Source organism: Rothia sp. HMSC071C12 (assembly GCF_001813895.1).
Taxonomy (GTDB): Bacteria; Actinomycetota; Actinomycetes; order Actinomycetales; family Micrococcaceae; genus Rothia; species Rothia mucilaginosa.
Genome location: NZ_KV814374.1, coordinates 170,265 through 195,133, shown reverse-complemented (window position 1 = coordinate 195,133; position 24,869 = coordinate 170,265). Strand labels below are relative to the sequence as shown.

The window sequence follows — 24,869 nt, the reverse complement described above, 5'->3', positions numbered from 1 at the left end:
GCGAGTGCTTGCACGTATTCTATAGAGTCAAGTACACGCTGTACGCACTGACCTAATTGTTCAGGAGGATACCCATGCACAGCCATAACAACGGACTGAAAACTGCCCTGTTGATGGGCTCCATGGTGGGCATGATGCTGCTCATCGGTGGCCTGCTTTCGGCGACTTTCCGCACCTCCATTTTCATCTGGGTTATGGGCCTGTTTAGCTTGGGTTCGGTCGCGTACACCTACTGGAACTCCGATAAGCTTGCTCTGCGTTCCATGAATGCTTACCCGGTCAGCCGTGAAGAGGTTCCGGTGCTTTACGACATTGTGGAGGAGCTGTCCTCCCGCGCGGGCCAGCCCATGCCCGCCCTCTATGTGGCACCGACCATGACTCCGAACGCGTTCGCGACCGGTCGTAACCCGCAGAATGCGGCGGTGTGCTGCACCGAGGGTATTTTGCAGTTGCTGGATGAGCGCGAGATGCGCGGCGTGCTCGGCCACGAGCTGATGCACGTGTACAACCGCGATATCCTCACCTCTTCGGTGGCGGCGGGTATCGCCTCCATTATCGGTACTGTGGCTCAGTTCCTCTCGTTTGGCGCGATGTTCGGCGGATCCAACCGCGATGGTGAACGCGCCAACCCCCTCGCCATGTTCGTGGTTGCCATGCTGGCTCCCATTGCTACGCAGGTCATTCAGATGGCCATTAGCCGCACCCGCGAATTTGATGCCGACGAAGATGGTGCACGTCTGACCGGTGATCCGCTGGCTCTGGCTTCGGCGCTGAACAAGCTGGAGAGCGGTGTGTCCATGTATCCGATGGACCCGAACAACCGCAACACGGAGGCGGCGAGCGCCATGATGATTGCGAACCCCTTCGGTTCGCTGAAGAACATGCTCTCTACTCACCCGCCGATGGACCAGCGTATTGCGCGTCTGCAGCAGCAGGCTCGTGAGATGGGGCAGTACTAAGTCTTTTCTTCGCTGAATCATCCGGGCGCGAGTGTGTCACTGTATGCATGTGACGCTGTACGAATATGACCCGGCGTGACGATTATGACCCGCGATGACGGGTTGGCAGACAAAAATCCTCGGGGTGGCTACTGTGGAAGTAGCCACCCCGAGGATTTTTGTGTAGAAGATTTTACGTTTCGGCTTCTAACCGCCTCCCTCACCCATTGCTGGGCGGGGAGCCTCGCCTGAGTTTAGCGGTAGTTGACGAACTGCAGGTCAATCTCAAGGTCAGCGGACTTGAGCATTGCAATGACTTCCTGCAGGTCATCGCGGGACTTGGAGGAGACGCGCAGCTCATCACCCTGGATGTTTGCCTTCACGCCCTTGGGACCCTCTTCGCGAATCATCTTGGAGATCTTCTTCGCCTGGTCCTGCGCGATGCCTTCCTTGATGGAGCACTCGATACGGGTTTCCTTGCCGGATGCGTAGGGCTTGCCGGAGTCCAGGGACTTCAGGGAGATGCCGCGCTTGACCAGCTTGGACTGGAAAACGTCGAGCACTGCCAGGGCGCGCTCTTCGGCGTTTGCCTTGATGAGGATCTTATCGCCGGAGTAGTCGATTTCTGCACCTACGCCGCGGAAGTCGTAACGCTGGGAGATTTCCTTCTGCGCCTGGTGCAGTGCGTTGGAAACTTCCTGCTTGTCCACCTTGGACACAATGTCGAATGACGATTCGCTAGCCATGGGCTTTCCTTTCGTGAATGAGGTGCTACTGGCACCGGTTAGTACTAGCCTACCGGGTTGGGGCTCTTGTTCACAGCTAACTATCAGAATAACGGGCCTGTTTTACAGGTGTTACTAACCTTAAAAGAGGACAATAGAAACATGACCACTCCTAACCTGTCCACGACGGACCTGCGCACGAGCGAGGAAGCTCGCGACCTGCAAACCCTGCTCTTCATTGACTTGCATACCTCTCTGGGCGCTGAGCCCGAAGGTATTCCTGAGGCTGAGCGCCTCAACGAGTCTGACCACCACGATATTCATCTTGACCTGCATGCGGAAGAGTCTAAGCATTCTCCTTTTGAAGGCATTGGTATTACTCTGACTGAGCCTTCGCTGGTGGCACGTTTCCGTGGCGTTCGCCGTGACCTGGAGCGTGAGATTGCCGGTGACATGTGCACTGTGGAGCAGGCGCGCCGCTATCTGGAGCACCTGGAGATTGTGCTTCTGCTTGAGCAGGATGGCGATACTCCGTCCCGCTCCTTCTAAAGCTGCTGTAGGCATTGGCTTTATTCACGGCTTTATTCATGAGGGCTTTATTCAATTAGGATGAGGGCGCGGGCGCTGCGATAGATATGCGCGGTAGATATGGATGCGCGGTGAGCGTGCACCGACGCTCTGATGTGACGAAAAGACGATAAATATAACCAGATATATAACCTTCGTCACAAAACCCTGTGTGAAGTGTACAAGTCCCTAAAACTGCTGTAGAGTAGTCTCTGTTCGCTTGAGCGAGCAACTAGCACCTAGCTAGGCGGCAGGTTACCCGAGCGGCCAAAGGGGGCTGACTGTAAATCAGCTGGCACTGCCTACGGGGGTTCGAATCCCTCACCTGCCACAAATAGCCCGGTTACGAAAGTAACCGGGCTTTTGTGTATCTAAAACCAGTTTCAGGGTGGCTCCCGCAGCGGCCTTCCGTGGGTGCGCCCGTTTTTCCCGATGTCCGCGAGGGGCTTTCTTGCGGGAGGGGAGGGAGAGCTCACACGGGGGCTTTCGCCTGCCGGGTCGTGCGCCTCCATCACCTGGTGCGGAACCTTTCGCGGGAGCCTCCGCGACACGCCCGCGGGCCGGCTGAAACTGCCGCGGAAAGAGCCAACTATGACGGCAATTTGTCATATCTTTCACAATGTTTGAATCCCAGGGCGAACAATTAGCGATTGGGGTCTTGAGGGTGTAGCTTTATCTCATGGCTACTATTGAAATTACTCAGCAGAACCTGACTGCTACCGTCGAGAGCAATGACATCGTCTTCCTGGACTTCTGGGCAGATTGGTGCGGTCCCTGCAAGCAGTTCTCCCCCGTCTACGAGGCGGCTTCGGAGAAGCACAGCGACATTGTTTTCGGCAAGGTTGACACCGAGGACCAGGGCCAGCTCGCTCAGGCAGCAGGCATCACCTCCATCCCCACCATCATGGGCTTCCGTGGCGGTATCCTGGTTTACCAGCAGGCCGGCGCACTGCGCGAAGACCAGCTGGAGACCGTGATTGGTTCGATCCGCGAGCTCGACATGGACAAGGTCCGTGCAGAAATCGCAGCAGCAGAGGGCTCTGCAGAGAAGAAGTAAGCTCACCACCACAAAAGAGCTTGAACGGGGCGCACCCGCCGGCACAACCGGCTGGGGCGCCCCGTCCCCTTTTAACCTCGTTAGGGTGCATGCGTGTTAGCGGTCGCGGTGATCTTCAATGGTCATGCGCGCCCCGAACCTCTGCTTTGAGAAGCCAGAAGCATGCATGAGCCGCACCAGACGTTGCCGATGCGGGCTGTAGGGTACCAGCAGGGCGAGCATACCCGCATCATCGGTGCGTTGACCGGTGAATAGCTCACCGACCGCGTGCGCCAGATGGTAGTCGCCCACGCTGATGGCATCTGGATGCCCGCACACACGCTGCAGAACCTCGGAAATACTCCACGGGCCCACGCCGCGCACAGTGTGCAGGCTCCGCGCCAGAAGCGCCACGTCGCCTTCTGCCGCAATGTTTTTCAGAGACTCGGCGGAACGAGCGTAAGCGTACACGGCATCGTAGCGGCTTTTATCAACGCCCGCCCGATGCCAATCCCAGGTGGGAATCGTCGCCAGGGTCCGGGCGCTTGGGTAGACGCGCATGCCTTCGGGCTGATGCCCCAACCCGGTCGATGGGGCGGGGGAGCCGTACTTTCGCAGAACCCAGCCTAAGGTTCTGAACGCTTCGGTCTGGGTGATGCGCTGCTCCACAATGGCGTTGAGCATCTGCCGGTCCAACTGCCCCGAGGCGCTGAGGCGGAGCCCCGGATTCTGCCGCCACGCCTGCTGAATACGCGGCGGAAGAGCCTCAAAAGACGACAGCGCGCCAAACTGTTCGGCGGGGTCGTGCAACCCCAGCCAGTACGTCATTTCCTGCGCCAGCGCCTGAAGATCGGCTCGCGCCTGCATCTGCTGATCTGCGGCACTATAAGAAACCCAGATGCGAATACGCACCGGGCGCATCAGCAGGCGATGCAGGGAGGGGAGAGCCTCGGCGCGGGCGGTCACCTGCTCGGCTGGCTGCGCCAAACGTTCGGCGTACAGCACCGCCGGGAACTCGTGAAACGGCGTGCGAGCCGTCACCCAGATTCGCTCGGCACCATCCGCGCGGCTCAGCGCACGATACGAAAGATCCTGAGCACCGCGGCGCAACGAACCCAAAGTCTGCGCCAACTGCACCGGAACATGCGGCTCAATCACAACCTCGCACGCCTCGGGAGCCAGAGCGCCGGGAAGGGGCGAAGCGGCGGGGGAGAGAGTACGAACCTGAACACGCGGTTGGTGAAGAACTCCAGGCTCCTGAAGAACGCCCGTGAGCGTTGGCGCATAGGGCACACCAGCAGCCGCCAGGGGATGCCGGATGCGCCGTGCACCCGCTGCCGCGCGGCTACCGGAGGTCGCACCGCCGGGGTTTGAGGAAGGAAACGTACTCACCCCACCAGTCTATGCGCCCAAACCGGGCAGCAACATCCGCGGCAGATAATTGCGGACCAAGATACAAAAAGTGCAGGAAGGGCAGGCACGCCACTAATGCGATACCCTAAAGGGTAGAGCGAGAACGAACGCAAACTCCGCCACCGGCACGACACAGGCTATGCGTTCCGCCCGTTCACAAGGGCGCCCACGCCCGGACACGCACCCCGGACATACACCCCGAGAGAAGGACGCCTATGGCAGCGGAAGCACAAGAAGCATCCTCGAATACTGACGCACCTGAACAGAAGAACAGCGCCGCCACCAGTGCGGGCCGTACTCAGCGCGCCAAGAAACAGCCGCGTCAGTCCCTCACCGAGCGCGTCAAGAGCATCCGCCCCCTCGAACTACTACCCGGTCTGCTGCTTGCCGCCGCCGTCATGGCGTTGTACACCTACTACTCGCTGCAGCAGATGAAGCACTGGATTACGCCCTCCTGGGACCTGGCGATTTTCACCCAGATGGCACAGGCCTACTCGCATTTCTCCGTGCCCATCGTGCCGATTAAGGGGCCCGACTTTAACCTCTGGGGTGACCACTTCCACCCGATTCTGGTGCTTCTGGGACCCATCTACGCGCTGTTCCCCTCGCCGACCACGCTACTGGTCGTGCAGAACGCCCTGGTCGCCTTCGCAAGCTTCGCCATTGTGCGCTTCACTCAGCGTGCCTTCGCGCTCGCCCAGAAAACTGAAGATGCGCAGAAGAACGAACCTGCGCAGAATGCTCAGTCCGCAAAACTTCAGAGCGTCATCCCGACCCTCACCGGTCTGCTGCTCGGCGCCGGATTCGCCCTCAGCTTCGGCGTTCAGCAGGCTATCGCCGCCCAATTCCACGAAGTAGCCTTCGCCGTGCCGCTGCTTGTCATGAGCCTCGGCTATCTGGTGCTTGCCTCGCGAGTGAGCGGCACTGAACGTGCCCGCTACCTTGCCTATGCCTGCTGGTGGTCCCTGCCCATTGCCTTCGTCAAAGAAGATATGGGTATTACTGTTGCAGCCATCGGCCTCATTATCTTTATCCGCACCGGCTGGCTGAGCACCGCCGTAGACATTCTGATGCCGCGCCTCTCCGCAGGAACCCCCGCCCCCATGCGCACCCGCATGCAGCAGCTCTACTCCTCGTGGGCACGCACCCCCGCCGTCGCAGAATCCACCATGGTCATGATGTGGGGTGTGTTCTGGTCGGCCGTCGCCGTCTACGTGATCCTGCCCTACTTCAATAGCGGTGGAAACTTCGATTACGCCGACAAGGTGAACTTCTCCGCAGCCCTGGGCGACCCCTTCGGCTCAGCGCAGCAGATGCTCAGCAACAACACCAAGCTGGCAACCCTCGGCCTGCTGCTCATTACCGGCGCAATCCTCTGGGTCATTTCTCCGCTCGCGGCAATTGCCCTGCCGACCCTCGCCTGGCGTCTGCTCTCCACCATGGAATCCTACTGGGCAAGCACCTGGCACTACTCGCTCGTGCTCATGCCCGTCGTCTTCCTCGCCCTGCTCGACGCCGTCATGCGGATACGTTACGGCGTGGTTCCCGCCGCGATTCCGGTGCGTTTGGGTGCGCGAGTAGCCGATAGCGCCTCCGTGCAGGAGGCCGATGCAGCGGCTGAGCCTGGCCGCCTCAGCGCCATGGCACGCCGCATGCCCGTATGGGCTATGCCCGCCGTGGCGCTCTTCCTCGCGGTATCCCCAATCTTTGTGGCAGGCTCCCAGCAGCCCCTCGCGTCCCTGGGTAATGCGCAGTTTACCGCCTCCGCGCTGACTACCACCGACCAGATGAAGCAGGACGCCGTGCAGAAGGTACCCGAAGGGGTGACGGTCGCATCTGACCTGTCGATTCTGACCCAGCTCATTCCCGGCCGAACCGTCTACTGGATTGGCCACACCGGTGAGCCCGCACCCGACTACGTGGTCATTGACCGCAAGAGCAACTCCTGGGGCGGTAACCCTCCGACCAATGCCGCACAGTACGCGGCTGACCGCTACGGCCACTCCTACGCTAAGTACGCAACCGTCGGCACGATTGATATTGTGCGTCGCGTAGATTAGCCCCTTGGTTTAACTTCTCAATGAGCGCCTACCCCGCAAACGCTGGGGTGGGCGCTCGCTTTTAAGAGATGAGGTTTTAAGCACCTTTTTATAGCCCAGGCAGGGACCCTACTGTACACTGGATAGAACACGGGAACCCCCGATGAAGGTCTTGTGCGCACCCGGCACCCAAGGTGGTGCTGGAATTGTAGGTGCGCCGTACTCACCATCACCGATTGATACGCCCCACAAAAATGCGGTTCACACCGTACCCGAGGGCTTCTCTTAACGATCTCTGGTCCAGCGTCTTTGCTGCGTCTGCTGTAACAGACACACCACCGCCACAGAGCGGGAAGGCGAATCACCAGGAATACGTGACATTGCATGTGAGCATTACCCACCCTGTACACCCCTGAATCACAGGGACTACTGTGCGCTGAGCGCAGAGTACGAGCAGGCGTGCGGATAATGTGCCGAGAAATTCAAGACCACCCCCAGCAAAAAGCCGCTACCCGTAGCATCCGCAGAACACCTCTGCAGAATGCGCCGGTAACGGAGGACCCCTGGACGTTCTACTCCCCAGGGGATGATGTGTGGCTGGGCCGTGAAGGGGACACCCGGTAAGCGCCGAAAAGCGTGCGCTATCCACCCCTACCGTATAGAGGAAAAATTGACTGAGAATACTGCTACCCCGGCCGAACTGAACGCCGAGGCAGAGACCGTTGTGACCACTGAGAACATCACCGAGAACACCGTTGAGAGCCCTGCTGTAGAAGCAGAAGAAACCACCGCAGAAGCTACTGCAGAAGCACCCGCCGAAGAAACCGCCGACAAGGCTGAAGAAGAAGGCGTACGCTTCACCGACCTGGGCCTGGACGCACGCGTCCTGGCAGCGCTGGAAGAGGTTGGCTACGAGAAGCCGTCCCCCATCCAGGAACAGACCATCCCGCTGCTGCTCGAAGGCCACGACGTGGTCGGTCTGGCACAGACCGGTACCGGTAAGACCGCAGCATTCGCGCTGCCGGCACTGTCCCGCATGGCTGAACTCGCCGACATCAACGGCATCTCCCGCGACACCCAGGTTCTGGTCCTGGCACCCACCCGCGAGCTGGCTCTGCAGGTTGCAGAAGCCTTCTCCTCCTACGCAACCCACATGGAGGACTTCACCGTTCTGCCCATCTACGGTGGCTCCCCCTACGGCCCGCAGCTGGCTGGTCTGCGCCGCGGTGCGCAGGTCGTCGTCGGTACCCCCGGCCGCGTGATTGACCACCTGGAAAAGGGCTCCCTGGACCTGTCCAACCTGCAGTACCTGGTACTGGACGAGGCAGACGAAATGCTGCGCATGGGCTTCGCCGAAGACGTGGAAAAGATCCTCGAGGGCACCCCCGACAGCAAGCAGGTTGCGCTCTTCTCCGCAACCATGCCCAACTCGATCCGCAAGATCGCTCAGCAGTACCTGAACGACCCCGTCGAGGTTCGCGTCAAGGCTAAGACCACCACCAGCGCAAATATCTCCCAGCGCTACATGCAGGTCATGCACTCCCACAAGCTGGATGCAATGACCCGCGTGCTCGAGGTCGAAAACTACGACGGCATCATCGTCTTCGTGCGCACCAAGAAGGAAACCGAGGAAGTTGCCGACAAGCTGAAGGCACGCGGTTTCGCGGCAGCAGCGATTAACGGTGACATCCCCCAGCAGCTGCGTGAGCGCACCGTTGACGCCCTGCGTGACGGCCGCATCGACATCCTCGTGGCAACCGATGTGGCGGCACGTGGCCTGGACGTTGAGCGCATCTCCCTGGTCGTCAACTACGACATCCCCCACGACACCGAGTCCTACGTGCACCGCATCGGTCGTACCGGCCGTGCAGGTCGTGAAGGTGCCGCAATCCTCTTCGTCACCCCGCGTGAGAAGTACATGCTGCGCCAGATCGAGAAGGCAACCCGCCAGAAGGTCGAGCCGATGCACATGCCCACCGCAGAGGCAGTGAACGAGACCCGTAAGCAGCGCTTCGCACAGCAGATTACCGAGACCATCGAGTCTGAGGACCTGAGCTTCTTCCGCCAGATTATCGAGGACTACGAGAACGAGCACGACACCACCGCTGAGGACATTGCAGCTGCACTGGCTGTTATCGCCCAGCAGGGTCGCCCCTTCTTCCTCGATGAGAGCGAAGATATCGCCAACAAGTCCCGCCCCTTCTCTGACGAGGATTCGGATCGCGGCGGCCGTAAGGCAAAGCGCGCGCACAACGACGAGGGCATGGTCAACTACAAGCTGAACGTTGGCCGTTCCTCCCGCGTGACCGCAGGCGCTATTGTGGGTGCACTGGCTAACGAGGGTGGCATTAAGGGCTCCCAGATCGGCTCCATCGACATTCGCCAGCACTTCACCATTGTTGGCCTGCCCGAGGACCTGCCCCGCGACTTCTTCGATCGCCTGCGCGACACCAAGATTGCTGGCGAGTTCATCAACATCCGCAAGGACAACGGTCCCAAGGGCGGCGGCGGTGGCCGCAGCTTCGGTGGTGGCCGTCGTGAGGGCGGTTTCCGCGACTTCGATCGCCGCGAGGGTGGCCGTCGTGAAGGCGGCTACCGCGGTAACCGTGAGGGTGGCCGTGACTTCGGCGGTGACCGCGACTTCAAGCGTGGCGGCCGTGATTTCGGTGGCAAGCGTAATGACCGTGACTTTGGTGGTCGCGACTTCGGTGGCCGTGATAACCGCCGTGATGGCGGCTACCGTGGCAACCGCGATGGTGGCCGTGACTTCGGCGGTCGCGACTTCGGTGGCCGTGATAACCGCCGCGATGGCGGCTACCGCGGTAACCGTGACGGTGGCCGTGACTTCGGCGGCCGCGGCAAGCGCTACTAAGATTTCAGCTAAGCCTGAATTTGCGGTATGAGGGGCTTGCTAAGGCTATCGGCTAGCAGCCTTGTCATTCGCATATGAGTCAAAGACCGGCAGGGGAGCGATGAGCTCTCCTGCCGGTCTTTATGTATATGGGTGTTGATGTGTTTGCGTCAGCTGTTGCGGTGGTGCCTGATCATTACTGGGGCGCCTGGTCATTGCTGGGCTATCGTGCGGCAGGGCGGAGAACAGGAAAACGTTAAATGTGGTGCATGCCATAGCTTCTCCGCTTGCGAGCATTCTTGAAGACCTGTATAGTTTTACCTGTTGCCCCGATAGCTCAGTGGTAGAGCGCCATCTTGGTAAGATGGAGGTCCCGGGATCGATTCCCGGTCGGGGCTCTCTCATTAATTCATGCGAGAGCACGTATTAATGATGTGGCGGTGTAGCTCAGCTGGTTAGAGCGCACGACTCATAATCGTGAGGTCGACGGATCGAGCCCGTCCACCGCTACGCCCCGATAGCTCAGTGGTAGAGCGCCATCTTGGTAAGATGGAGGTCCCGGGATCGATTCCCGGTCGGGGCTCAGATAAGCCTGTCTCTTCGGAGGCAGGCTTTTTTGTTTGCCATTTTGTCTGCCTATTTTCTTTGCCTGAAGCCCGGTCTGCATGTGCTCAATAGGTACTCAGCCCCGCGGCCCGATGCCGGGCATAGCAAAGCCCCCGAGAAAAATACTCGGGGGCTTCATCTTTATGCTCTGATCGAAGCGTTAGGAGGCGCGGCGCACCACCGGCAGCTGGGACAGCAGCTCGTAGGAGCGCAGACGGTCCTCGTGCTCCCACGCCTCGGTCATGACGATGAGCTCGTCAGCGCCCGTGCGCGCCACCAGGTCCTCAATACGAGCCTGTGCGGTGGCGGGGGAGCCTACGATTGCTTCGGCGGTCATGCGTTCAATGTGCATCTTCTCCGCGTCGGTCCAGACGGCGTCCATATCTTCCACGGGAGGTGCGAAAGACAGATTGCCGCGCACCACGCCCAGGAAATGCTGCTGCTGGGTCGTGTACAGGTAGCGTGCTCGCTCGTCGGTATCGGCGAGCATTGCGGTTGCACCCACCATGACGTAGGGCTGTTCCAGGTGCTCGGAGGGCTTGAAGTTTGCGCGGTAGGTGTCTACCGCCTCCTGCAGCATTGCGGGCGCAAAATGCGAAGCGAACGCGTAGGGCAGACCCAGCTGTGCGGCAAGCTGCGCACCGAACAGGGAAGAACCCAGAATGTACAGGGGCACCTTCGAGCCCTGGCCGGGAATGGCGTGCACGCGGTGCATGGGGGAGGGCTCGCCCAGGAAGCGCTGCAGCTGCTGCACCTCGGCGGGGAAGCTCATGGCGGCAGAATCGTCGCGGCGCAGAGCGGCGGCGGTCATCGGGTCGGTGCCGGGCGCACGGCCCACACCCAGGTCAATACGGCCGGGGTGGAATGCGTTGAGGGTACCGAACTGCTCCGCCACCACGTAGGGTGCGTGGTTGGGGAGCATAATGCCGCCCGAACCCACGCGAATACGCTCGGTTGCGGCAGCGATCTCCGCCATGACCACGACGGTCGCCGAGGACAGCAGGGAGCCGGCATTGTGGTGCTCGGCGACCCAGAAACGCTCGTAGCCGTAGGACTCAGCCGCGCGGGCGGCATCGATGGTGTTGAGCATGGTCTGGTGCTGGCTCTGGTCGGGGCGGTGCGGCATCAGGTCAAGCACCGAAATTTTTACGTTGGAAGACATAACTTTTCCTTCTGAAATAGATTGCGGGTACCCGTCCAGCCTACGCCTGCTTGGGCTGGATGGGTAGGGGCCTTCGCTAGCAGGTAAAAATGCGACGAAATACTGCACGCCTGCACGCCGGTTACCTGTACAGTGGTCTGTCCACTCTGTACGTTTGAGCTGAACACTGTGCACAAGAACGGTAGACTGAAATCATGAGCATTAACCCTGAGATTGTGGGCAGGGTCTACCCGTCCGAGAACACCTACGTTGTCGGTCGCGAAAAGATCCGCGAATTTGCCCGAGCAGTTCACGCAGAAAACCCCCTCCACCACGACGTTGAGGCAGCCCGCGCGGCAGGGTACGCAGATGTGATTGCCCCGCCGACCTTCGCCATTATCCTGGCGCAGGCAGCTGACGCGGCACTCATCAACGACGATTCCGCCGGTATTGATTTCTCCCGCGTGGTGCACGCCGACCAGCGCTTCACCCACCACCGCCCCATCGTTGCCGGTGATGAGCTGCGCACCGAAGTTCACGTGGACTCCGTGCGCGTTATGGGTGCCGGCGCAATGCTGACTACCCGTGAAGAAATCGTTGACGCGCAGGGCGAGCCGGTCACCACCTGCATTTCTTCCCTGCTGGTTCGTGCTGAGGAGGAAAACTAATGGTGCGTTTTGAAGAGCTTGAAAAGGGCCAGGACATCGGTTCGCGTACCGTGGAGCTCTCCCGCGCTTCGCTGGTGCGTTACGCTGGCGCATCCGGTGACTTCAACCCGATTCACTGGAACGAGCGTTTTGCCCAGTCGGTGGGCCTGTCCGGCGTGATTGCTCACGGCATGCTGACCATGGGTACCGCCGTGCAGCTCGTGAGCGACTGGGTGGGCGACCCCGGCGCGATCGTGGACTACCAGACTCGATTCACCAAGCCCGTTCCCGTGGCGGATGCACCCGGCGGCGAAAACCCCGATACCCCCACGAACGCCCTGACCATCAGCGGTAAGGTGGGTGCCCTGAATGAGGAGGAGCGCACCGCCCGCATTGACCTGACCGTCACCGCTCGTGATGAGGAAGGCAAGGAGCAGAAGGTTCTGATGAAGAGCCAGGCTGTGGTTCGTCTCTCGGTATAGAGTTTCTGTGCTTGCAGATAGCCGTGTGAAAGCAACTATGTGAAGGCCCCGGCGCTACCCGATGCGGTGGTTCCGGGGCTTTCGCGCGCTCACCGCTTTTGTGTGCTTACCGGCGGGGTAGTTGCGTTTTTCTGAGAAAGGCGCGCCGGAAAATGAAGGCAAAATCACCATAAGGTTTTCATGACTTTAACGCGTGGCGGGTGTTGACCCCGCACAACGACCGGTATTCTTAACCTATGACTGAAAAGCTGTTGAGCGAACTGACCACCGCCCAGGTAGGCGGCCCCGCTAAGACCTACGTCCGCGCCACCTCCGAAGCAGAAATTATCGAAGCAGTCTCCGCTGCAGACGCCGCAGGCGAACCCGTCCTCATCGTGGGCGGCGGCTCCAACCTGCTGGTTTCCGACGAAGGCTTCAGCGGAACCGTCGTGCACATCGCCTCCGAAGGCGTAGAGGTTCTGCCCATCCCCGCATGCGGCGGCGCGAACGTGCGCGTGCAGGCGGGCACTATCTGGGACGACTTCGTGAAGCTCAGCATCGAGAACGAATGGGTTGGCCCCGCGGCTCTCTCCGGCATTCCCGGCACCGTGGGTGCAACCCCCGTGCAGAACGTCGGCGCATACGGCGTTGAGGTGGGCGAGTTCATCGCCTCCGTACGCACCTGGGACCGCGAAAAGAACACTCGGAAGACCTTCGCGAGCGCAGACCTGCGCTTCGGCTACCGCGACTCGGTGCTCAAGCGCGCAACCGTCAACGGCTCGCCCCGTTACGTGGTGCTGACCGTTGATTTCCAGTTCACCCTCGGTAGCCTGTCCTCCCCGATTCGTTACGCCGAGTTGGCGAGGAGCCTGGGCGTTGAGCCCGGTCAGCGCGCCGAATCCGCCCTGGTGCGCGAAAAGGTGCTGGAGCTGCGCGGCTCCAAGGGCATGGTGCTCAACCCCGAGGACCGTGACACCTTCTCCACCGGTTCTTTCTTTACCAACCCGATCGTTCCGCGCTCGACCCTGGATTCCCTGCCGGAGGGCGCCCCGAACTTCCCGGTGGTCGTGAAGACTTCCCCGTTCACCGCGGGTGTCGAGGACCCCGATCACGTGAAGCTTTCGGCTGCTTGGCTGATTCAGCACGCCGGTTTCGAGAAGGGCTTCGGTCTGGAGGGTGAGTCTCGCGAGATTGCTCAGGGCCGTGCGAGCCTGTCGACCAAGCACACCCTGGCGATTACGAACCGCGGCGGCGCATCCGCTGAGGACATCTTCGCTATCGCCCGCGCTGTGCGCGACGGCGTGCGTGAACGTTTTGGTGTGACTCTGGTTCCTGAGCCTGTCGTGGTTAACGGCGAAATCTAAACGCTCAACTTCTCGCTTCTCGTAGCGCTAGGACGCATAGAATAAACGCTTCAGAATAAACGCTTCGGGCGGTCTCTGTATCAGAGGCCGCCCGAAGCGTTGTATTGACTCACTGAGCTAGTGGCGAGGGGAAAAGATGCGCACCTGCCCCGGCAGGTAAGGCCTGCGCTTGGGCGCTGTGCGCGTTGCCGCAAGGGGAGCGGCGGGCAGGTGCTCCATCAACACCTGGACCGCCAGGGGAAGCTTCTGCGGCGGGCTGGGGGCGTGGAAAATCGGCTTATGGCGCGTGGGTCGGTAGGGGTAGTATTCCGCGTCCTCGCTGTGTGACCAGACAAGGTTGCCGAACTCGCCGGGAACGGGGGAGAGCACGTTGGCGTAGTAGGCGCGCGTCTGCAGGTCGACACGCTCGGAGGCGCCAGTAGTGGTGCCGGTGGATACGCCGCTGGGTACGCGGTCCTGTTCGATGATGAGGGCGCGGACCATGCCGCCTACGGTGCTAATCGCGTTTACGTGTAGGGCGAGCAGATCCCCGTCCTTGTGGTCGACCTGTACCTGCCCGTCCGCGAGGATTTGGGTGCCCATTGTGATGCTGCTGGCGATTCCTTCGCAGAGGGCACGGATGAGCGCCATGCGTGCAGGGTAGAGGTCTGCGATATCCCAGCCGATGAGGGCGGGCGTGGCGGAATTGCCTGCGTATTCCTCGCAGGATTCGTAGGCTGCGACGTCCACGTAGCCGCGGGCGATGGGCTCGCGGTCGTAGGGGCGGCCGTCGCGCTGCTCCCAGAAGCTGAGGGCGGTTGCGGTGAAGACAGCCTGACCGTCGCGTACGGCGACGCTGAGCGTAAAGTCCTGTGGGTAGCCATTTTTGGTGCGCGGGCGCAGGGTGATTGCGCGGGTGTATTCGTTGAATTCCTCGGGCCAGTCCAGGTAGTAGCTCATTTTTGCCCCGTCGCCACGGTGCACGGTGAGTTCGCCCGGCAGTAGCATGGCTTCGGGCACGCCGCCGGCACGTTCGGTGGCGTAGTGTTCGCTCACGGGCCAGGGGCTGAACTCTGTGCGGTAGGGGCTGGAGAGGAAGGAATCGAGCATAGAACGTATCCTCTCATAGTTTGAGGTTGTGGCGCATGGATAGGGGGCTTAAATGACAAATGAGCTGTCCCTTCTGGTTGCTCGGAAAAAGCGTTCAGGAGGGACAGCCCATCATGTAGGCTAGGCGGCTCGTTAGAGGGATTCGCCGCGGCGTTCAGGCAACAGGAACACGGTGGTTGCCGCTACCAGGAACGCGGTGGAGAAGAGCGTAAAGAGCAGCGGGGTTCCACCGAATGCGATCAGCGGCGGCACAATGAGCGGCGCCGCGATGGAGGCGATACGACCAATGCCGGCGGCGGCACCGGTGCCGGTTCCGCGCAGGTGGGTCGGGAAGATTTCCGGGCTCAGGGCGTAGAGGGCACCCCACGCGCCGAGGTTGAAGAAGGAGAGCATGCAACCGGCGAGGATAATGAATACCTCGGAGTGCGCCATGCCGTAGCCAGCCGCTGCGAGGGCGGAGCCGAGCAGGAAGGTCGCCAGGGTTGCGCGTCGGCCCCACTTTTCGATGAGGTAGGCGGCGACCGCGTAGCCGGGCAGCTGGGCGAGGGTCATGATGAGCGTGAACGCGAAGGACTTCACGAGGCTGAAGCCCTGGGCGTTCAGCAGCGCCGGAATCCAGATGAATGCGCCGTAGTAGGAGAGGTTGATGCAGAACCAGATGACGCACAGGGCGATGGTCTTGCGGCGCTGACCGGCAGCCCAGATGGAGTGAATCTTCGCGGATTCTGCGTTGTCGGCACTTTCTGCGGCACCGTGTGCGGAAGCGTCTTCGGTCTGCTTCTTACCGGTTCGGGAGAAGAGCGCGGGGGAGGCCTCGAAACGTTCGACCACCTGTCGTGCCTGATCGTGCTTGCCGACCGACTCCAGGAAGCGCACCGACTCGGGGGTTCCCATACGGATTACGAGCGAGTAGATGGCGGGGATCAGACCGATGGCAAGCGCCCAACGCCAGCCATTAGCCTGCGGAACGACGAAGGTACCGATGAGCGCGGCGAGGATCCAGCCCAGAGCCCAGAAAGCCTCCAGGGCGACCACGACGCGCCCGCGAATAGCACGCGGCGAGAACTCAGAAATCAGGGTGGACGCCACGGGAAGTTCCGCGCCCAGACCCAGACCAACCAGGAAACGGAAGACGAGCAGCACACCCAGGGAGGTTGCCAGGGCGGATGCGCCGGTCGCCAGACCGTAAATCAGCAGGGTGAGGGCGAAGATGTAGCGGCGGCCGAGCTTATCGGCGAGTAGGCCGCCGAAGGTTGCACCGAGCGCCATGCCGGCGAATCCGATGGATCCGAGCCAGGAGGCTTCGGTGGGGCTGAGCTGCCATTCCTTGATGAGTGCCGCCATGACGAAGGAGATGAGGCCAACGTCCATGGCGTCCAGCGCCCAGCCGAGACCCGAGATGCCCAGGAGCTTGCCGTGGGCGCGGGTGAAGGGGAGGTTTTCGAGGCGCTCATTGAGCGTGGGAGGTGCCGTGCGTTCCGCGGTGGGTGCAGTGGTGCTGGCGGGCGCAGCGGCGTTGGTGCGGTGTGAGTCCGTCGATGCGGGACGTGAGGAGGACACGGTAGTGGGTCGCTTCCTTAGTGTTTAGGCACAAGTGCCGGGTGAATTGTTCCATTACAGTGTATAAAGGTACTTTCGACTTGAACACTATTGAAACGAAAAAACTTTGAAATGACGAAAAAATCTCAACATGAAGAAATCTTTCACAGCACCCACCCAGCGGCGGGTGCTATTCTCTAACCACCGCCGCCCGGTGAAACTCACCTACGGCACGTTTGGAAGGACCACCCCTGAAAACCATTGAAGATGAAGTCAAGGAAAGCGAGACCAGCCGCTTTCACCGCTGGCTCGAAGCCCGCAAGGAGCGCATGCACGCGCATCCGGTCATGCGTCATCTCTACAAGCCCCTCGTCATCGGTGTGGGCGCCTTCTGCTTTATTGCCGGACTGATTATGCTCGTCACCCCCGGCCCCGGCTGGCTGTTCATCTTCATCGGCCTGGGCATCTGGGGCACCGAATTCACCTGGGCACGCCGCGCCAATATTTTCATGAAGCACGTGGTGCTCACCGCCTGGTACCGCTACTGTGCCTGGCGACAGCAGCGCAAAGAGCGCAAAGCCGCACGCAAGGCAGAACGCAAAGCCGCCGCCGAGAACCATCGCTAAGCCCGCATAAGCTATACCTAGACACAGAAGCCCTCGCTCCCATCCGATAAGGATGGTAGCGAGGGCTTTTATATAGGCTTGTCAGTGAGCTTTAGAGCTTGCCAATAGCAATCTGCAGCATACGGCGAATCGGCTCAGCAGCACCCCACAGCAGCTGGTCACCCACGGTGAACGCGCTAATGTACTCGGGGCCCATAGCGAGCTTACGTACGCGGCCGACCGGAATCTCCAGAGAACCGGAAGCAGCCACGGGGGTCAGCTGCTCCATGGACGCCTCACGCTCGTTCGGCACGAAGCGAACCCAGGGGTTATCCTCGGCGATGATGCGCTCGATCTCCTCCAGCGGCAGGTCCTTCTTGAGCTTGATGGTCAGCGCCTGAGAGTGCGAGCGCATTGCAGCGATACGGACGCACAGGCCGTCCATGGTGATCTTGTCGTCTTCGGGGCGGCCCAGAATCTTGTTGGTCTCGACCTCAGCCTTCCACTCTTCGCGGGACTGGCCGTTACCCAGGTCGGAGTCAATCCAGGGAATCAGGGAGCCGGAGAGCGGCACACCGAACTGGGAGGAATCCAGCTCGCCGGAACGCTGCTTAGCCAGGACCTTGCGGTCAATATCCAGGATTGCGGATGCGGGGTCGCTCAGCTCCTCGGAGACCTCGTTGCCCAGGTCGCGGAACTGTGCGAGCACCTCACGCATGTGGCGTGCGCCGCCGCCGGAAGCAGCCTGGTAGGTCATGGAGGTTGCCCACTCGACCAGGTCGTTCTTGAAGAGGCCGCCCAGGCCCATCAGCAGGCAGGAGACGGTGCAGTTACCGCCAACGAAGTCCTTCACGCCGGATGCCAGGCCGCGGTCGATAACATCGCGGTTAATGGGGTCCAGCACGATGATGGAGTCATCGTTCATACGCAGGGTGGAAGCGGCGTCAATCCACAGGCCGTCCCAGCCAGCTGCACGCAGCTTCGGGTGCACAGCCTCGGTGTAGCCACCGCCCTGAGCGGTCACAATAATCGAGTGCTTACGCAGCTCGTCAATGTCGTATGCGTCCTTCAGCTCGGACGGCTCAATTACGCCGTCGAAGGTGGGCGCCGCGCCACCAACATTAGAAGTGGTGAAGAAGACGGGGGTAATGCCCTCGAAGTCGCCTTCCTCAACCATGCGCTTCATGAGGACGGAGCCCACCATGCCGCGCCAGCCAACAAAACCTACAGAGTCACCGGGATTAAAGTTCATGGTTCCCAGTGTACTCTCAGGCTGGCGGGTGCGGACTAACACCGTACAAAAAATTTGATATTCGGAACGGGATATTCTGCGGAGGTGCTGGTCTCGGTACCGGTTATGCACCGCGGAGGCGTTAAAGCGCTCAAGCCTGCGGTACTCCGGGTGGAGTAGCCGCAGGCTCGAAATGTACGTCCATATTAGCGAGTGAACGCGGGAAGCTTGAGCTAGATACGTTCCAGCCGCTGGAACGAGAAGTACATGGGGTTCTTCGTGCCCGACTCATCGAGCAGGTAGCCCTTCTCGCTCTTCTCCCAGGCGCTCTCGGAAACCGTCCGCCAGCACCCGTTCGGGGAGCCAGCCGCGCAGTTACCCTGAGAATCTGCAAGCTGCAGCTCGGGCGCTCGCGTATCGCCGGTAATCTCGTTGCCCTCCTGGCAGTAGAAGAGGGTCCGCTCCACCGTCTCCACCCGACCGAAGGCGGGCAGGTCGGTGCGGGAGAGCGCCTCCGCGTACACGGAGCCTCCGCCAATAATCCAGGCATCAACTGCTGCAGCATCTGCGGGGGTATCCTCAACCGGCGCGCCCGCGGCGTCACGAGCCGCGTACAGCGCCGCATCCAGTGAAGGAACCCACAGGGCTCCGTCGCGCTCTTCAGCCTCAGAGACAGAACGGCTAATCACAATATTCGTACGACCCGGCAGGGGGCGGAAACGCGGCGGAAAGGACTCCCACGTGCGGCGACCCATAATCACCGGAGCACCCAGCGTCACCTTCTTGAAGTGCGCCAAATCCTCCGGAGCGTACCAGGGCATATCCCCGTCACGACCAATGATGCCGGCATCGGTTTGAGCCCAAATAGCGCCCAGACGATACATCATGCCTCCTAGAACTACCTGCAGTTAGACCGCAATCGGGGCGGCAATACCAGGGTGGTGCTTGTAATCCACCAGCTCAAAGTCTTCGTACTCGTAGTCGAAAATAGAAGGCTTCTTGGTTTTAATAACGAGCTTCGGGTACGGGTACGGTTCGCGCGGCGGGTAGGGGTTACCCTCCGGGTCGGTGCCGTAGCCCAGCTGCTTCTTCACCTGCTCCAGGTGGTTCGAGTAGATGTGGCAGTCGCCGCCGGTCCAGATGAACTCGCCCGGTACCATACCGACCTCTTCGGCAATCAGGTAGGTCAGCAATGCATACGAGGCGATGTTGAAGGGCACGCCCAGGAACATATCGGCACTACGCTGGTACAGCTGGCAGGACAGCTCCTTCACACCGTCGGCGCGTTCGTGCACGTAGAACTGGAACAGCGCGTGGCAGGGCGGAAGCGCCATGTTGTCCACCTCGGCAGGGTTCCATGCCGAAACAATATGGCGGCGAGAGCTCGGGTTATTCTTCAACGAATCGATAACCTTAGCAATCTGGTCAATCGTGCCACCGTCGGGGGTCGGCCATGAACGCCACTGCACGCCGTAGACCGGGCCCAAATCGCCGTTCTCATCAGCCCACTCATCCCAAATGGTCACGCCGCGCTCCTGCAACCAGCGTACATTCGAGGAACCGCGCAAGAACCACAGCAGCTCAATGGCAACAGACTTGAAGTGCACGCGCTTGGTGGTAATCAGCGGGAACGACTCACGCAGGTCAAAACGCATCTGACGCCCAAACACGCCGAAGGTGCCGGTGCCGGTACGGTCGGAACGCTGTGCATCCGCCGCGATGGCGTCCTTGTTCTCCTCGAGGATTTCGCGCAGAAGATCTTCGTAAGGGGTGGGGATTGCGTGAGTCATAAGAAAAACCTTGAATCCTGTTAGTAGACGTGAGAGACGGTCACAAATCAACCGCCCCTCTATTGTAAAACCCACGAATGGGCGCAGGTAGAGCAAACGCGCTGAGCATAAAGCCCAGCGCGCTCGCTGTTAGAAGATCAAAGTATATGGATGCTAGTCCAGAGCCGCGCGTACTCGCTCCACCGAGACAATACGCGGGTTATCGCCCTCGGTCACCTGCAGAACCAGGGCATCGCCAGGCTCCAGGTACGGGTCCTCAGTCGGAAGAACCTCCGCGGAGCCCTCCAACAGGTACTCGCGCAGAACATCCATCACCTGGGGCAGCACCGGGCGGTGAGTGCACAGCAGGGACGAAGAATCCTTATCGAACAGTGACGCCACGGTGCGGGCAGTACGTGCCGGGTGACGCTGAGCGCCAGCCTCCGACAGGGACTTCTTCTCCTTCACAGACACACCGTAATCCACCGAATACGGGGTCACAGTCTGAACGCAACGCAGCCACGGGGAAGAAATAATACGGCTCGGAGCCCACGCCGCAAAGAGACGGCTAGAAGCCAACGCCTGACGCTTGCCGGTAGCCGCAAGCGGGCGGTCATCCTCAGCGGCAGCCCAGTTCGAACGCGGCTTAGCCTTCGCGTGGCGGGCAATCAAAATCGGGCGGGTACGCAACGCATCCGCCTCAGCCAGAGCCTCCAGGGACTCCAGGGGTGCCAGGTCGTCCTCGTTGGTCAGCAGGGCGCGAGCAACCTCGGTGGATACCCAGCGCAGCTCATCCACTTCACCCTCATCCGCCAGGGCACGGGCGCCCTCGGGAAGCTCAGCAGACCAGTAGAAAACATCCTTCGGACGGCCACCCACCGGATAGGAAGTCACCGCCAGGGGCACACCCAGAACAACCTGCAGACTGACCTCTTCGCGAATCTCACGGATAGCGGTCTCAGCCAGGGACTCGCCCGGATCCTGCTTGCCCTTAGGCCAGGACCAGTCATCGTAGCGGGGGCGGTGAATGATGAGGACCTCAAGCGCACCGTCGCGCATACGCCAAATCAGTGCGCCAGAAGCAACAATATCCGCAGTGTTCGCGGGGGCTCGGTCAATGCTGTTGACCGCGTCAAAACGTCGTGCCGAGTAGTAGATGGAGGGGGAATCCAGCGGTGCCATATCTCTCTCTGAACCTCTTCGCTAGGCTTGCGCACAATGCCAGAGGGCACCATGCTCCGCGTCTAATTGTAGGTGAGAGAGCGGTCAAGTTGTAATCTCAACGTAACCTGTTGTTCACTTTTACTCTAAGTGCACTAGTCCACCGCACGTTTTTGCACGACACGCGGAAAACCCCGCCTGCCCCACGCCATAAAGCGCGAGAACAGACGGGGCTCACAACCAGAAAACACTGGCAAATCAGGGGCAAGTCCTTAGACCTTATCGACCACGTTCTTACGGGAACGCGAGCTCAGGTAGTACGACTGCACATCCTGCAGCGGGTTACCCTGATCGTCGGTGTCGTGGCGGGTCCACTTACCCTCAGAATCCAGGTGCCAGGTACGCGAAGAATCACTCATGTAGATGGTGAACATATCACGCAGGTACTTCACATGGCGCGGATCCTTCACCGGCACCAGCGCCTCAATACGGCGATCCAGGTTGCGGTGCATCATATCGGCAGAGCCAATGTAGACAATCGGATCGCCACCATTCTCAAATGCAAACACACGCGAATGCTCCAAGAAGCGGCCCAACACCGAACGAACGCGAATATTCTCGCTCAGACCCTTAACGCCCGGGCGCAGAGCGCAAATACCGCGAACCACCACATCCACCGGCACACCAGCCTGCGAAGCGCGGTACAGCGAATCGATGACGGCCTCATCCACCATGGAGTTGCACTTGATCTGAATCTTCGCCGGACGGCCCGCCTTGTGGTTCTCAATCTCCTGATCGATGCACTCAATCAGGCCGCTACGCAGAGTACGCGGCGCCACCAGCAGCGACTGGTAGTTGGTCTTCGGCGCGTAACCGGACAGCTGGTTGAACAGGCGGGAGACATCCTCACAAATCTGCTCATCGCAGGTGATGATGCCCAAATCCTCGTAGAAACGAGCGGTCGACGGGTGGTAGTTACCGGTACCAATATGTGCGTAACGGCGCAGGTGGTTACCCTCGCGGCGCACCACCAACGACAGCTTGCAGTGAGTCTTCAGACCCACGATGCCGTACACCACGTGAACGCCAGCGCGCTCCAGCTTACGAGCCCACGAGATGTTGGCTTCCTCATCAAAGCGAGCCTTGATCTCGACCAGTGCCACAACCTGCTTGCCTGCCTCAGCTGCCTCAATCAGCGCATCCACGATGGGGGAGTCACCACTGGTACGGTACAGGGTCTGCTTAATCGCCTGAACACGCGGGTCGGCGGCAGCCTGCGCCAAGAACGCCTGCACACTGGTCGCAAACGAATCGTACGGGTGGTGCAGTAGCACGTCGTGGTCGCGGGCGGCAGCGAACACATCCGCAGCCTTCGCGGTCTCGGTGGCGTTGAGCCAACGGGAAGTGTGCGCAATGTGCTTGGGGTAGTGCAGCGCCGGACGGTTCGCACGAATAATCGCACTCATACCGCGCAAATCCAGCGGGGCCGGCAGACGGTACACCTCAGACTCGTTGATGTTCAGCTCAGAAATCAGCAGATCCAGGATGGTCGGGTTGATGGTGTCCTCCACCTCCAGACGGACCGGAGGGCCGAAACGACGGCGCAGAAGCTCCTTCTCCAGGGCCTTTAGCAGGTTCTCTGCGTCGTCCTCTTCCACCTCAAGATCCTCGTTACGGGTCACGCGGAAGACGTGGTGCTCCACAACCTCCATACCCGGGAAGAGGGTGTCCAAGTGCTCAGCAATGATGTCTTCCAGAGCAATGTAGCGGCTCTCGCGGCCCGCAGTGTTGGCGGCGCGGGAACCATCCACAGAGACCATACGGTCCAGCTGATCGGGCACCTTCACACGAGCGAACAGTTCCTTGCCGGTCTGCGGGTTACGCACCAGCACCGCAAGGTTCAGCGACAGACCCGAAATGTACGGGAAGGGGTGCGCCGGGTCAACAGCCAGAGGGGTCAGAATCGGGAAGATATCCTGCATGAACTCCTGGCGCAGGCGCTGCTTAGCGTCCGCATCCAGGTCGTTCCAACCCACGATACGGATGTTCTGCTCCTCCAGAGCCGGAAGAACCTGGTTGTGGAACACATCAGCGTGGCGAGTCTGCAGCTGGTGAGCGCGTTCAGCAATCTCTTCCATCTGCTCCTCGGGGCTCAGACCTGCCGCCGAAGGCACCGCCAGACCGGTCGCAATGCGGCGCTTCAGACCCGCCACACGCACCATGAAGAACTCATCCAGGTTAGACGCCACAATCGACAGGAAGTTCAGACGCTCCAGCAGGAACAGGTTCGGGTCCTCCGCCAGCTCCAGCACGCGGGTGTTGAAGTCCAGCCAGCTGCTCTCACGGTCGAAGAAACGCTCCGGGCCGAACTCCTCTTCCAGACTGAAGTAGGAGCGCTTCTCGCCCTTCTCAATGCGGTCGCCGCGAGACTCGGCACGCTCAATCTTCGAAATATCGTGGCCGATATGAATGACACCGGTCATGGGTGCCGGCTCAGACGGCTTAGGCTTAGGCGCCTTATTCAGGCCATTGGGGGCGGGTACCATACTGTACTTGCCTTTCTAATCGGGGATAAGTCGTGAAGAAGCACGCCAGAGACGGCGCACCAAAAGCTAGGCGGCAGGCACGTCCTGCTGGGCGGGGGCGTACATGCGGTCAACCGTCGCCACGCCGAAACCCAACGAAGTGTAGAGGGAATATGCGGTGGTGTTATCGGCATCCACGTACAGGTCGATGGCGCGCAGCGGCTCGCCGTTCTCGTCCTCAGCGCATGCCAGGTATGCCAGCGCGCGCAGGGTGAGGGTTCGGCCCAGGCCGCCTCCCTGAGCCTGCGGGTTCACACCCACCACATAGATCTCGCCGGAGGGGGACAGCTCGCCCTGCTCCTGACCGGTCGGAATCTTCGTCCAGGTGAATGCCGCAATGGCGGAGTCATCATCCACCTCGGAGGCGATGAAGAAACCCTCGGGACGGAACCAGGGGGAGCCGGTGCGCTCGCGCAAATCGGCAAGGGTGAGCTTGCCCTGCTCCGGGTGGTGCGCAAACGCTGCGGCATTCACGCGCAGCCAGGGGAACTCGTCCGCGCCGGTGAAGGTGCGCATCCGCAGGTTCTCCGGCAGAGTGCGCGCGTCAGAGCGTTCCACGAGCTCTTCGCGGGTCTGCGCGTCCAGGGGCAGAACCATCTTGTACAGCACGCGCACCGGCTCGAAGCCGTGCAGGGTAGCGAACGCGTGGGCGGGGCTTTCAATGCCGGTGTCGGTGGCGCTGCCGTGAACCCAGAGTCGGTATCGTACGGCGTCTTCACCCAGCTGGCGAACGGCGTGGTCGAAGAATGCGCTACCGGCGCCTCGTCCGCGGTATTCGGGGGCGACGGCTGCCTCAATTACGCCGGTATCTTCGTCGTCTGCCGGGGTGAGCGCCACGAAGACGGCGGCGAGGGTGCCGTCGTCCTCGGCAACAAAGAAACGCGGAGGGGTGAGGGTGCTTTCGCGCAATGCCTTGCTCAACTCAACGCGGGTCTGCTCAGAGAACGCCGAGACGCCGTCATGGCGGGCAACCTTCTGCGCAAAGGAATCGAATCGTTCCAGCAGCTCTTCGGTGAGATGCGGTTCCGCGTAGACAAGGGAGCTTTCAGCGGGCAGGGTGGAGGGATTGGGTGTCTGACTGTGTACCATCATCGCCTTCTTT

Annotated in this window: 20 protein-coding genes and 4 tRNA genes; 13 read left to right on the top strand and 11 right to left on the bottom strand. The window is 60.7% G+C overall.

Annotated elements, in window-relative coordinates:
- Nucleotides 1-74: 74 nt before the first annotated feature.
- A complete protein-coding gene (gene htpX, locus HMPREF2942_RS05800; RefSeq protein ID WP_005504807.1) occupies nt 75-959 on the top strand; it encodes a zinc metalloprotease HtpX in 885 nt (294 codons plus the stop codon).
- A gap of 233 nt (nt 960-1,192) precedes the next feature.
- On the opposite strand, the gene HMPREF2942_RS05795 is transcribed toward htpX, so the two are convergent.
- Nucleotides 1,193-1,684, bottom strand: a complete 492-nt coding sequence (locus HMPREF2942_RS05795) for a YajQ family cyclic di-GMP-binding protein (RefSeq protein ID WP_005504808.1) — start codon at nt 1,682-1,684, stop codon at nt 1,193-1,195.
- A 141-nt stretch (nt 1,685-1,825) separates the two neighbouring features.
- Between HMPREF2942_RS05795 and HMPREF2942_RS05790 the strand changes: the two genes are divergently transcribed.
- The 3 genes from HMPREF2942_RS05790 to HMPREF2942_RS05780 all read left to right on the top strand — a co-directional run bounded on the left by HMPREF2942_RS05790 (nt 1,826) and on the right by HMPREF2942_RS05780 (nt 3,287).
- On the top strand, nt 1,826-2,212 hold the full coding sequence (locus HMPREF2942_RS05790; protein WP_005504812.1) for a hypothetical protein: 387 nt from the start codon (nt 1,826-1,828) through the stop codon (nt 2,210-2,212).
- A gap of 267 nt (nt 2,213-2,479) precedes the next feature.
- Nucleotides 2,480-2,561: transfer RNA gene (locus HMPREF2942_RS05785), tRNA-Tyr, on the top strand.
- A 348-nt stretch (nt 2,562-2,909) separates the two neighbouring features.
- Nucleotides 2,910-3,287 (top strand): thioredoxin family protein, encoded by a 378-nt coding sequence (locus HMPREF2942_RS05780; RefSeq protein WP_005504813.1) that lies wholly within the window; start codon nt 2,910-2,912, stop codon nt 3,285-3,287.
- A 96-nt stretch (nt 3,288-3,383) separates the two neighbouring features.
- Here the strand turns inward: HMPREF2942_RS05780 and HMPREF2942_RS05775 are convergent, their stop codons facing one another.
- A complete protein-coding gene (locus HMPREF2942_RS05775) occupies nt 3,384-4,658 on the bottom strand; it encodes a DNA-3-methyladenine glycosylase family protein (RefSeq protein ID WP_070688607.1) in 1,275 nt (424 codons plus the stop codon).
- A gap of 236 nt (nt 4,659-4,894) precedes the next feature.
- On the opposite strand from HMPREF2942_RS05775, the gene HMPREF2942_RS05770 reads away from it, so the two are divergent.
- The 5 genes from HMPREF2942_RS05770 (at nt 4,895) to HMPREF2942_RS05750 (ending at nt 10,152) form a co-directional block, all read left to right on the top strand.
- A complete protein-coding gene (locus tag HMPREF2942_RS05770; protein ID WP_070688606.1) occupies nt 4,895-6,739 on the top strand; it encodes a DUF2079 domain-containing protein in 1,845 nt (614 codons plus the stop codon).
- 649 nt (nt 6,740-7,388) lie between these two features.
- On the top strand, nt 7,389-9,590 hold the full coding sequence (locus HMPREF2942_RS05765) for a DEAD/DEAH box helicase (protein WP_070688605.1): 2,202 nt from the start codon (nt 7,389-7,391) through the stop codon (nt 9,588-9,590).
- A gap of 305 nt (nt 9,591-9,895) precedes the next feature.
- A tRNA-Thr gene (locus tag HMPREF2942_RS05760) sits at nt 9,896-9,967 on the top strand.
- A 38-nt stretch (nt 9,968-10,005) separates the two neighbouring features.
- Nucleotides 10,006-10,079 (top strand) — tRNA-Met (locus tag HMPREF2942_RS05755).
- Between the two features lies 1 nt (nt 10,080).
- A tRNA-Thr gene (locus HMPREF2942_RS05750) sits at nt 10,081-10,152 on the top strand.
- 183 nt (nt 10,153-10,335) lie between these two features.
- Here the strand turns inward: HMPREF2942_RS05750 and HMPREF2942_RS05745 are convergent.
- A complete protein-coding gene (locus HMPREF2942_RS05745) occupies nt 10,336-11,337 on the bottom strand; it encodes an LLM class flavin-dependent oxidoreductase (protein ID WP_005504823.1) in 1,002 nt (333 codons plus the stop codon).
- Nucleotides 11,338-11,531: 194 nt separating this feature from the next.
- On the opposite strand from HMPREF2942_RS05745, the gene HMPREF2942_RS05740 reads away from it, so the two are divergent.
- The 3 genes from HMPREF2942_RS05740 (at nt 11,532) to HMPREF2942_RS05730 (ending at nt 13,788) form a co-directional block, all read left to right on the top strand.
- On the top strand, nt 11,532-11,984 hold the full coding sequence (locus tag HMPREF2942_RS05740) for a MaoC family dehydratase N-terminal domain-containing protein (RefSeq protein WP_005504824.1): 453 nt from the start codon (nt 11,532-11,534) through the stop codon (nt 11,982-11,984).
- Nucleotides 11,984-12,445 carry a MaoC family dehydratase gene (locus tag HMPREF2942_RS05735; RefSeq protein WP_070688604.1) on the top strand — a complete coding sequence of 154 codons (462 nt, stop codon included), beginning with the start codon at nt 11,984-11,986 and terminating at the stop codon, nt 12,443-12,445. The genes HMPREF2942_RS05740 and HMPREF2942_RS05735 overlap by 1 nt, the downstream gene beginning before the upstream one ends.
- Nucleotides 12,446-12,681: 236 nt before the next feature.
- The gene (locus tag HMPREF2942_RS05730) at nt 12,682-13,788 is read left to right on the top strand and encodes a UDP-N-acetylmuramate dehydrogenase (protein WP_070677556.1); all 1,107 of its coding nucleotides are present in this window, start codon (nt 12,682-12,684) and stop codon (nt 13,786-13,788) included.
- Between the two features lie 117 nt (nt 13,789-13,905).
- Here HMPREF2942_RS05730 and HMPREF2942_RS05725 read toward each other — a convergent pair whose 3' ends face one another.
- Nucleotides 13,906-14,877 (bottom strand): histidine kinase, encoded by a 972-nt coding sequence (locus HMPREF2942_RS05725; protein WP_070688603.1) that lies wholly within the window; start codon nt 14,875-14,877, stop codon nt 13,906-13,908.
- 132 nt (nt 14,878-15,009) lie between these two features.
- Nucleotides 15,010-16,437, bottom strand: coding sequence for an MFS transporter (locus HMPREF2942_RS05720; protein WP_070688602.1), 1,428 nt, complete (start codon nt 16,435-16,437; stop codon nt 15,010-15,012).
- Between the two features lie 215 nt (nt 16,438-16,652).
- On the opposite strand from HMPREF2942_RS05720, the gene HMPREF2942_RS05715 reads away from it, so the two are divergent.
- Complete coding sequence (locus HMPREF2942_RS05715) at nt 16,653-17,042, top strand: PGPGW domain-containing protein (protein ID WP_070688601.1); 390 nt, start codon at nt 16,653-16,655, stop codon at nt 17,040-17,042.
- Between the two features lie 91 nt (nt 17,043-17,133).
- Here the strand turns inward: HMPREF2942_RS05715 and asd are convergent, their stop codons facing one another.
- The 6 genes from asd to mshD form a co-directional block, all read right to left on the bottom strand.
- Nucleotides 17,134-18,273: an aspartate-semialdehyde dehydrogenase gene (gene asd / locus HMPREF2942_RS05710; RefSeq protein WP_070688600.1), complete on the bottom strand. Its 1,140-nt coding sequence runs from the start codon at nt 18,271-18,273 to the stop codon at nt 17,134-17,136.
- Nucleotides 18,274-18,485: 212 nt separating this feature from the next.
- Nucleotides 18,486-19,136 (bottom strand): dihydrofolate reductase, encoded by a 651-nt coding sequence (locus HMPREF2942_RS05705; RefSeq protein WP_070688599.1) that lies wholly within the window; start codon nt 19,134-19,136, stop codon nt 18,486-18,488.
- A 24-nt stretch (nt 19,137-19,160) separates the two neighbouring features.
- Nucleotides 19,161-20,042, bottom strand: coding sequence for a thymidylate synthase (locus HMPREF2942_RS05700; RefSeq protein ID WP_070688598.1), 882 nt, complete (start codon nt 20,040-20,042; stop codon nt 19,161-19,163).
- A gap of 153 nt (nt 20,043-20,195) precedes the next feature.
- The gene (locus HMPREF2942_RS05695; protein WP_070688597.1) at nt 20,196-21,203 is read right to left on the bottom strand and encodes an NUDIX hydrolase; all 1,008 of its coding nucleotides are present in this window, start codon (nt 21,201-21,203) and stop codon (nt 20,196-20,198) included.
- 251 nt (nt 21,204-21,454) lie between these two features.
- Nucleotides 21,455-23,728: an RNA degradosome polyphosphate kinase gene (locus tag HMPREF2942_RS05690; RefSeq protein WP_083313467.1), complete on the bottom strand. Its 2,274-nt coding sequence runs from the start codon at nt 23,726-23,728 to the stop codon at nt 21,455-21,457.
- A 66-nt stretch (nt 23,729-23,794) separates the two neighbouring features.
- A complete protein-coding gene (mshD, locus tag HMPREF2942_RS05685; protein WP_070688596.1) occupies nt 23,795-24,859 on the bottom strand; it encodes a mycothiol synthase in 1,065 nt (354 codons plus the stop codon).
- Nucleotides 24,860-24,869: the final 10 nt, after the last annotated feature.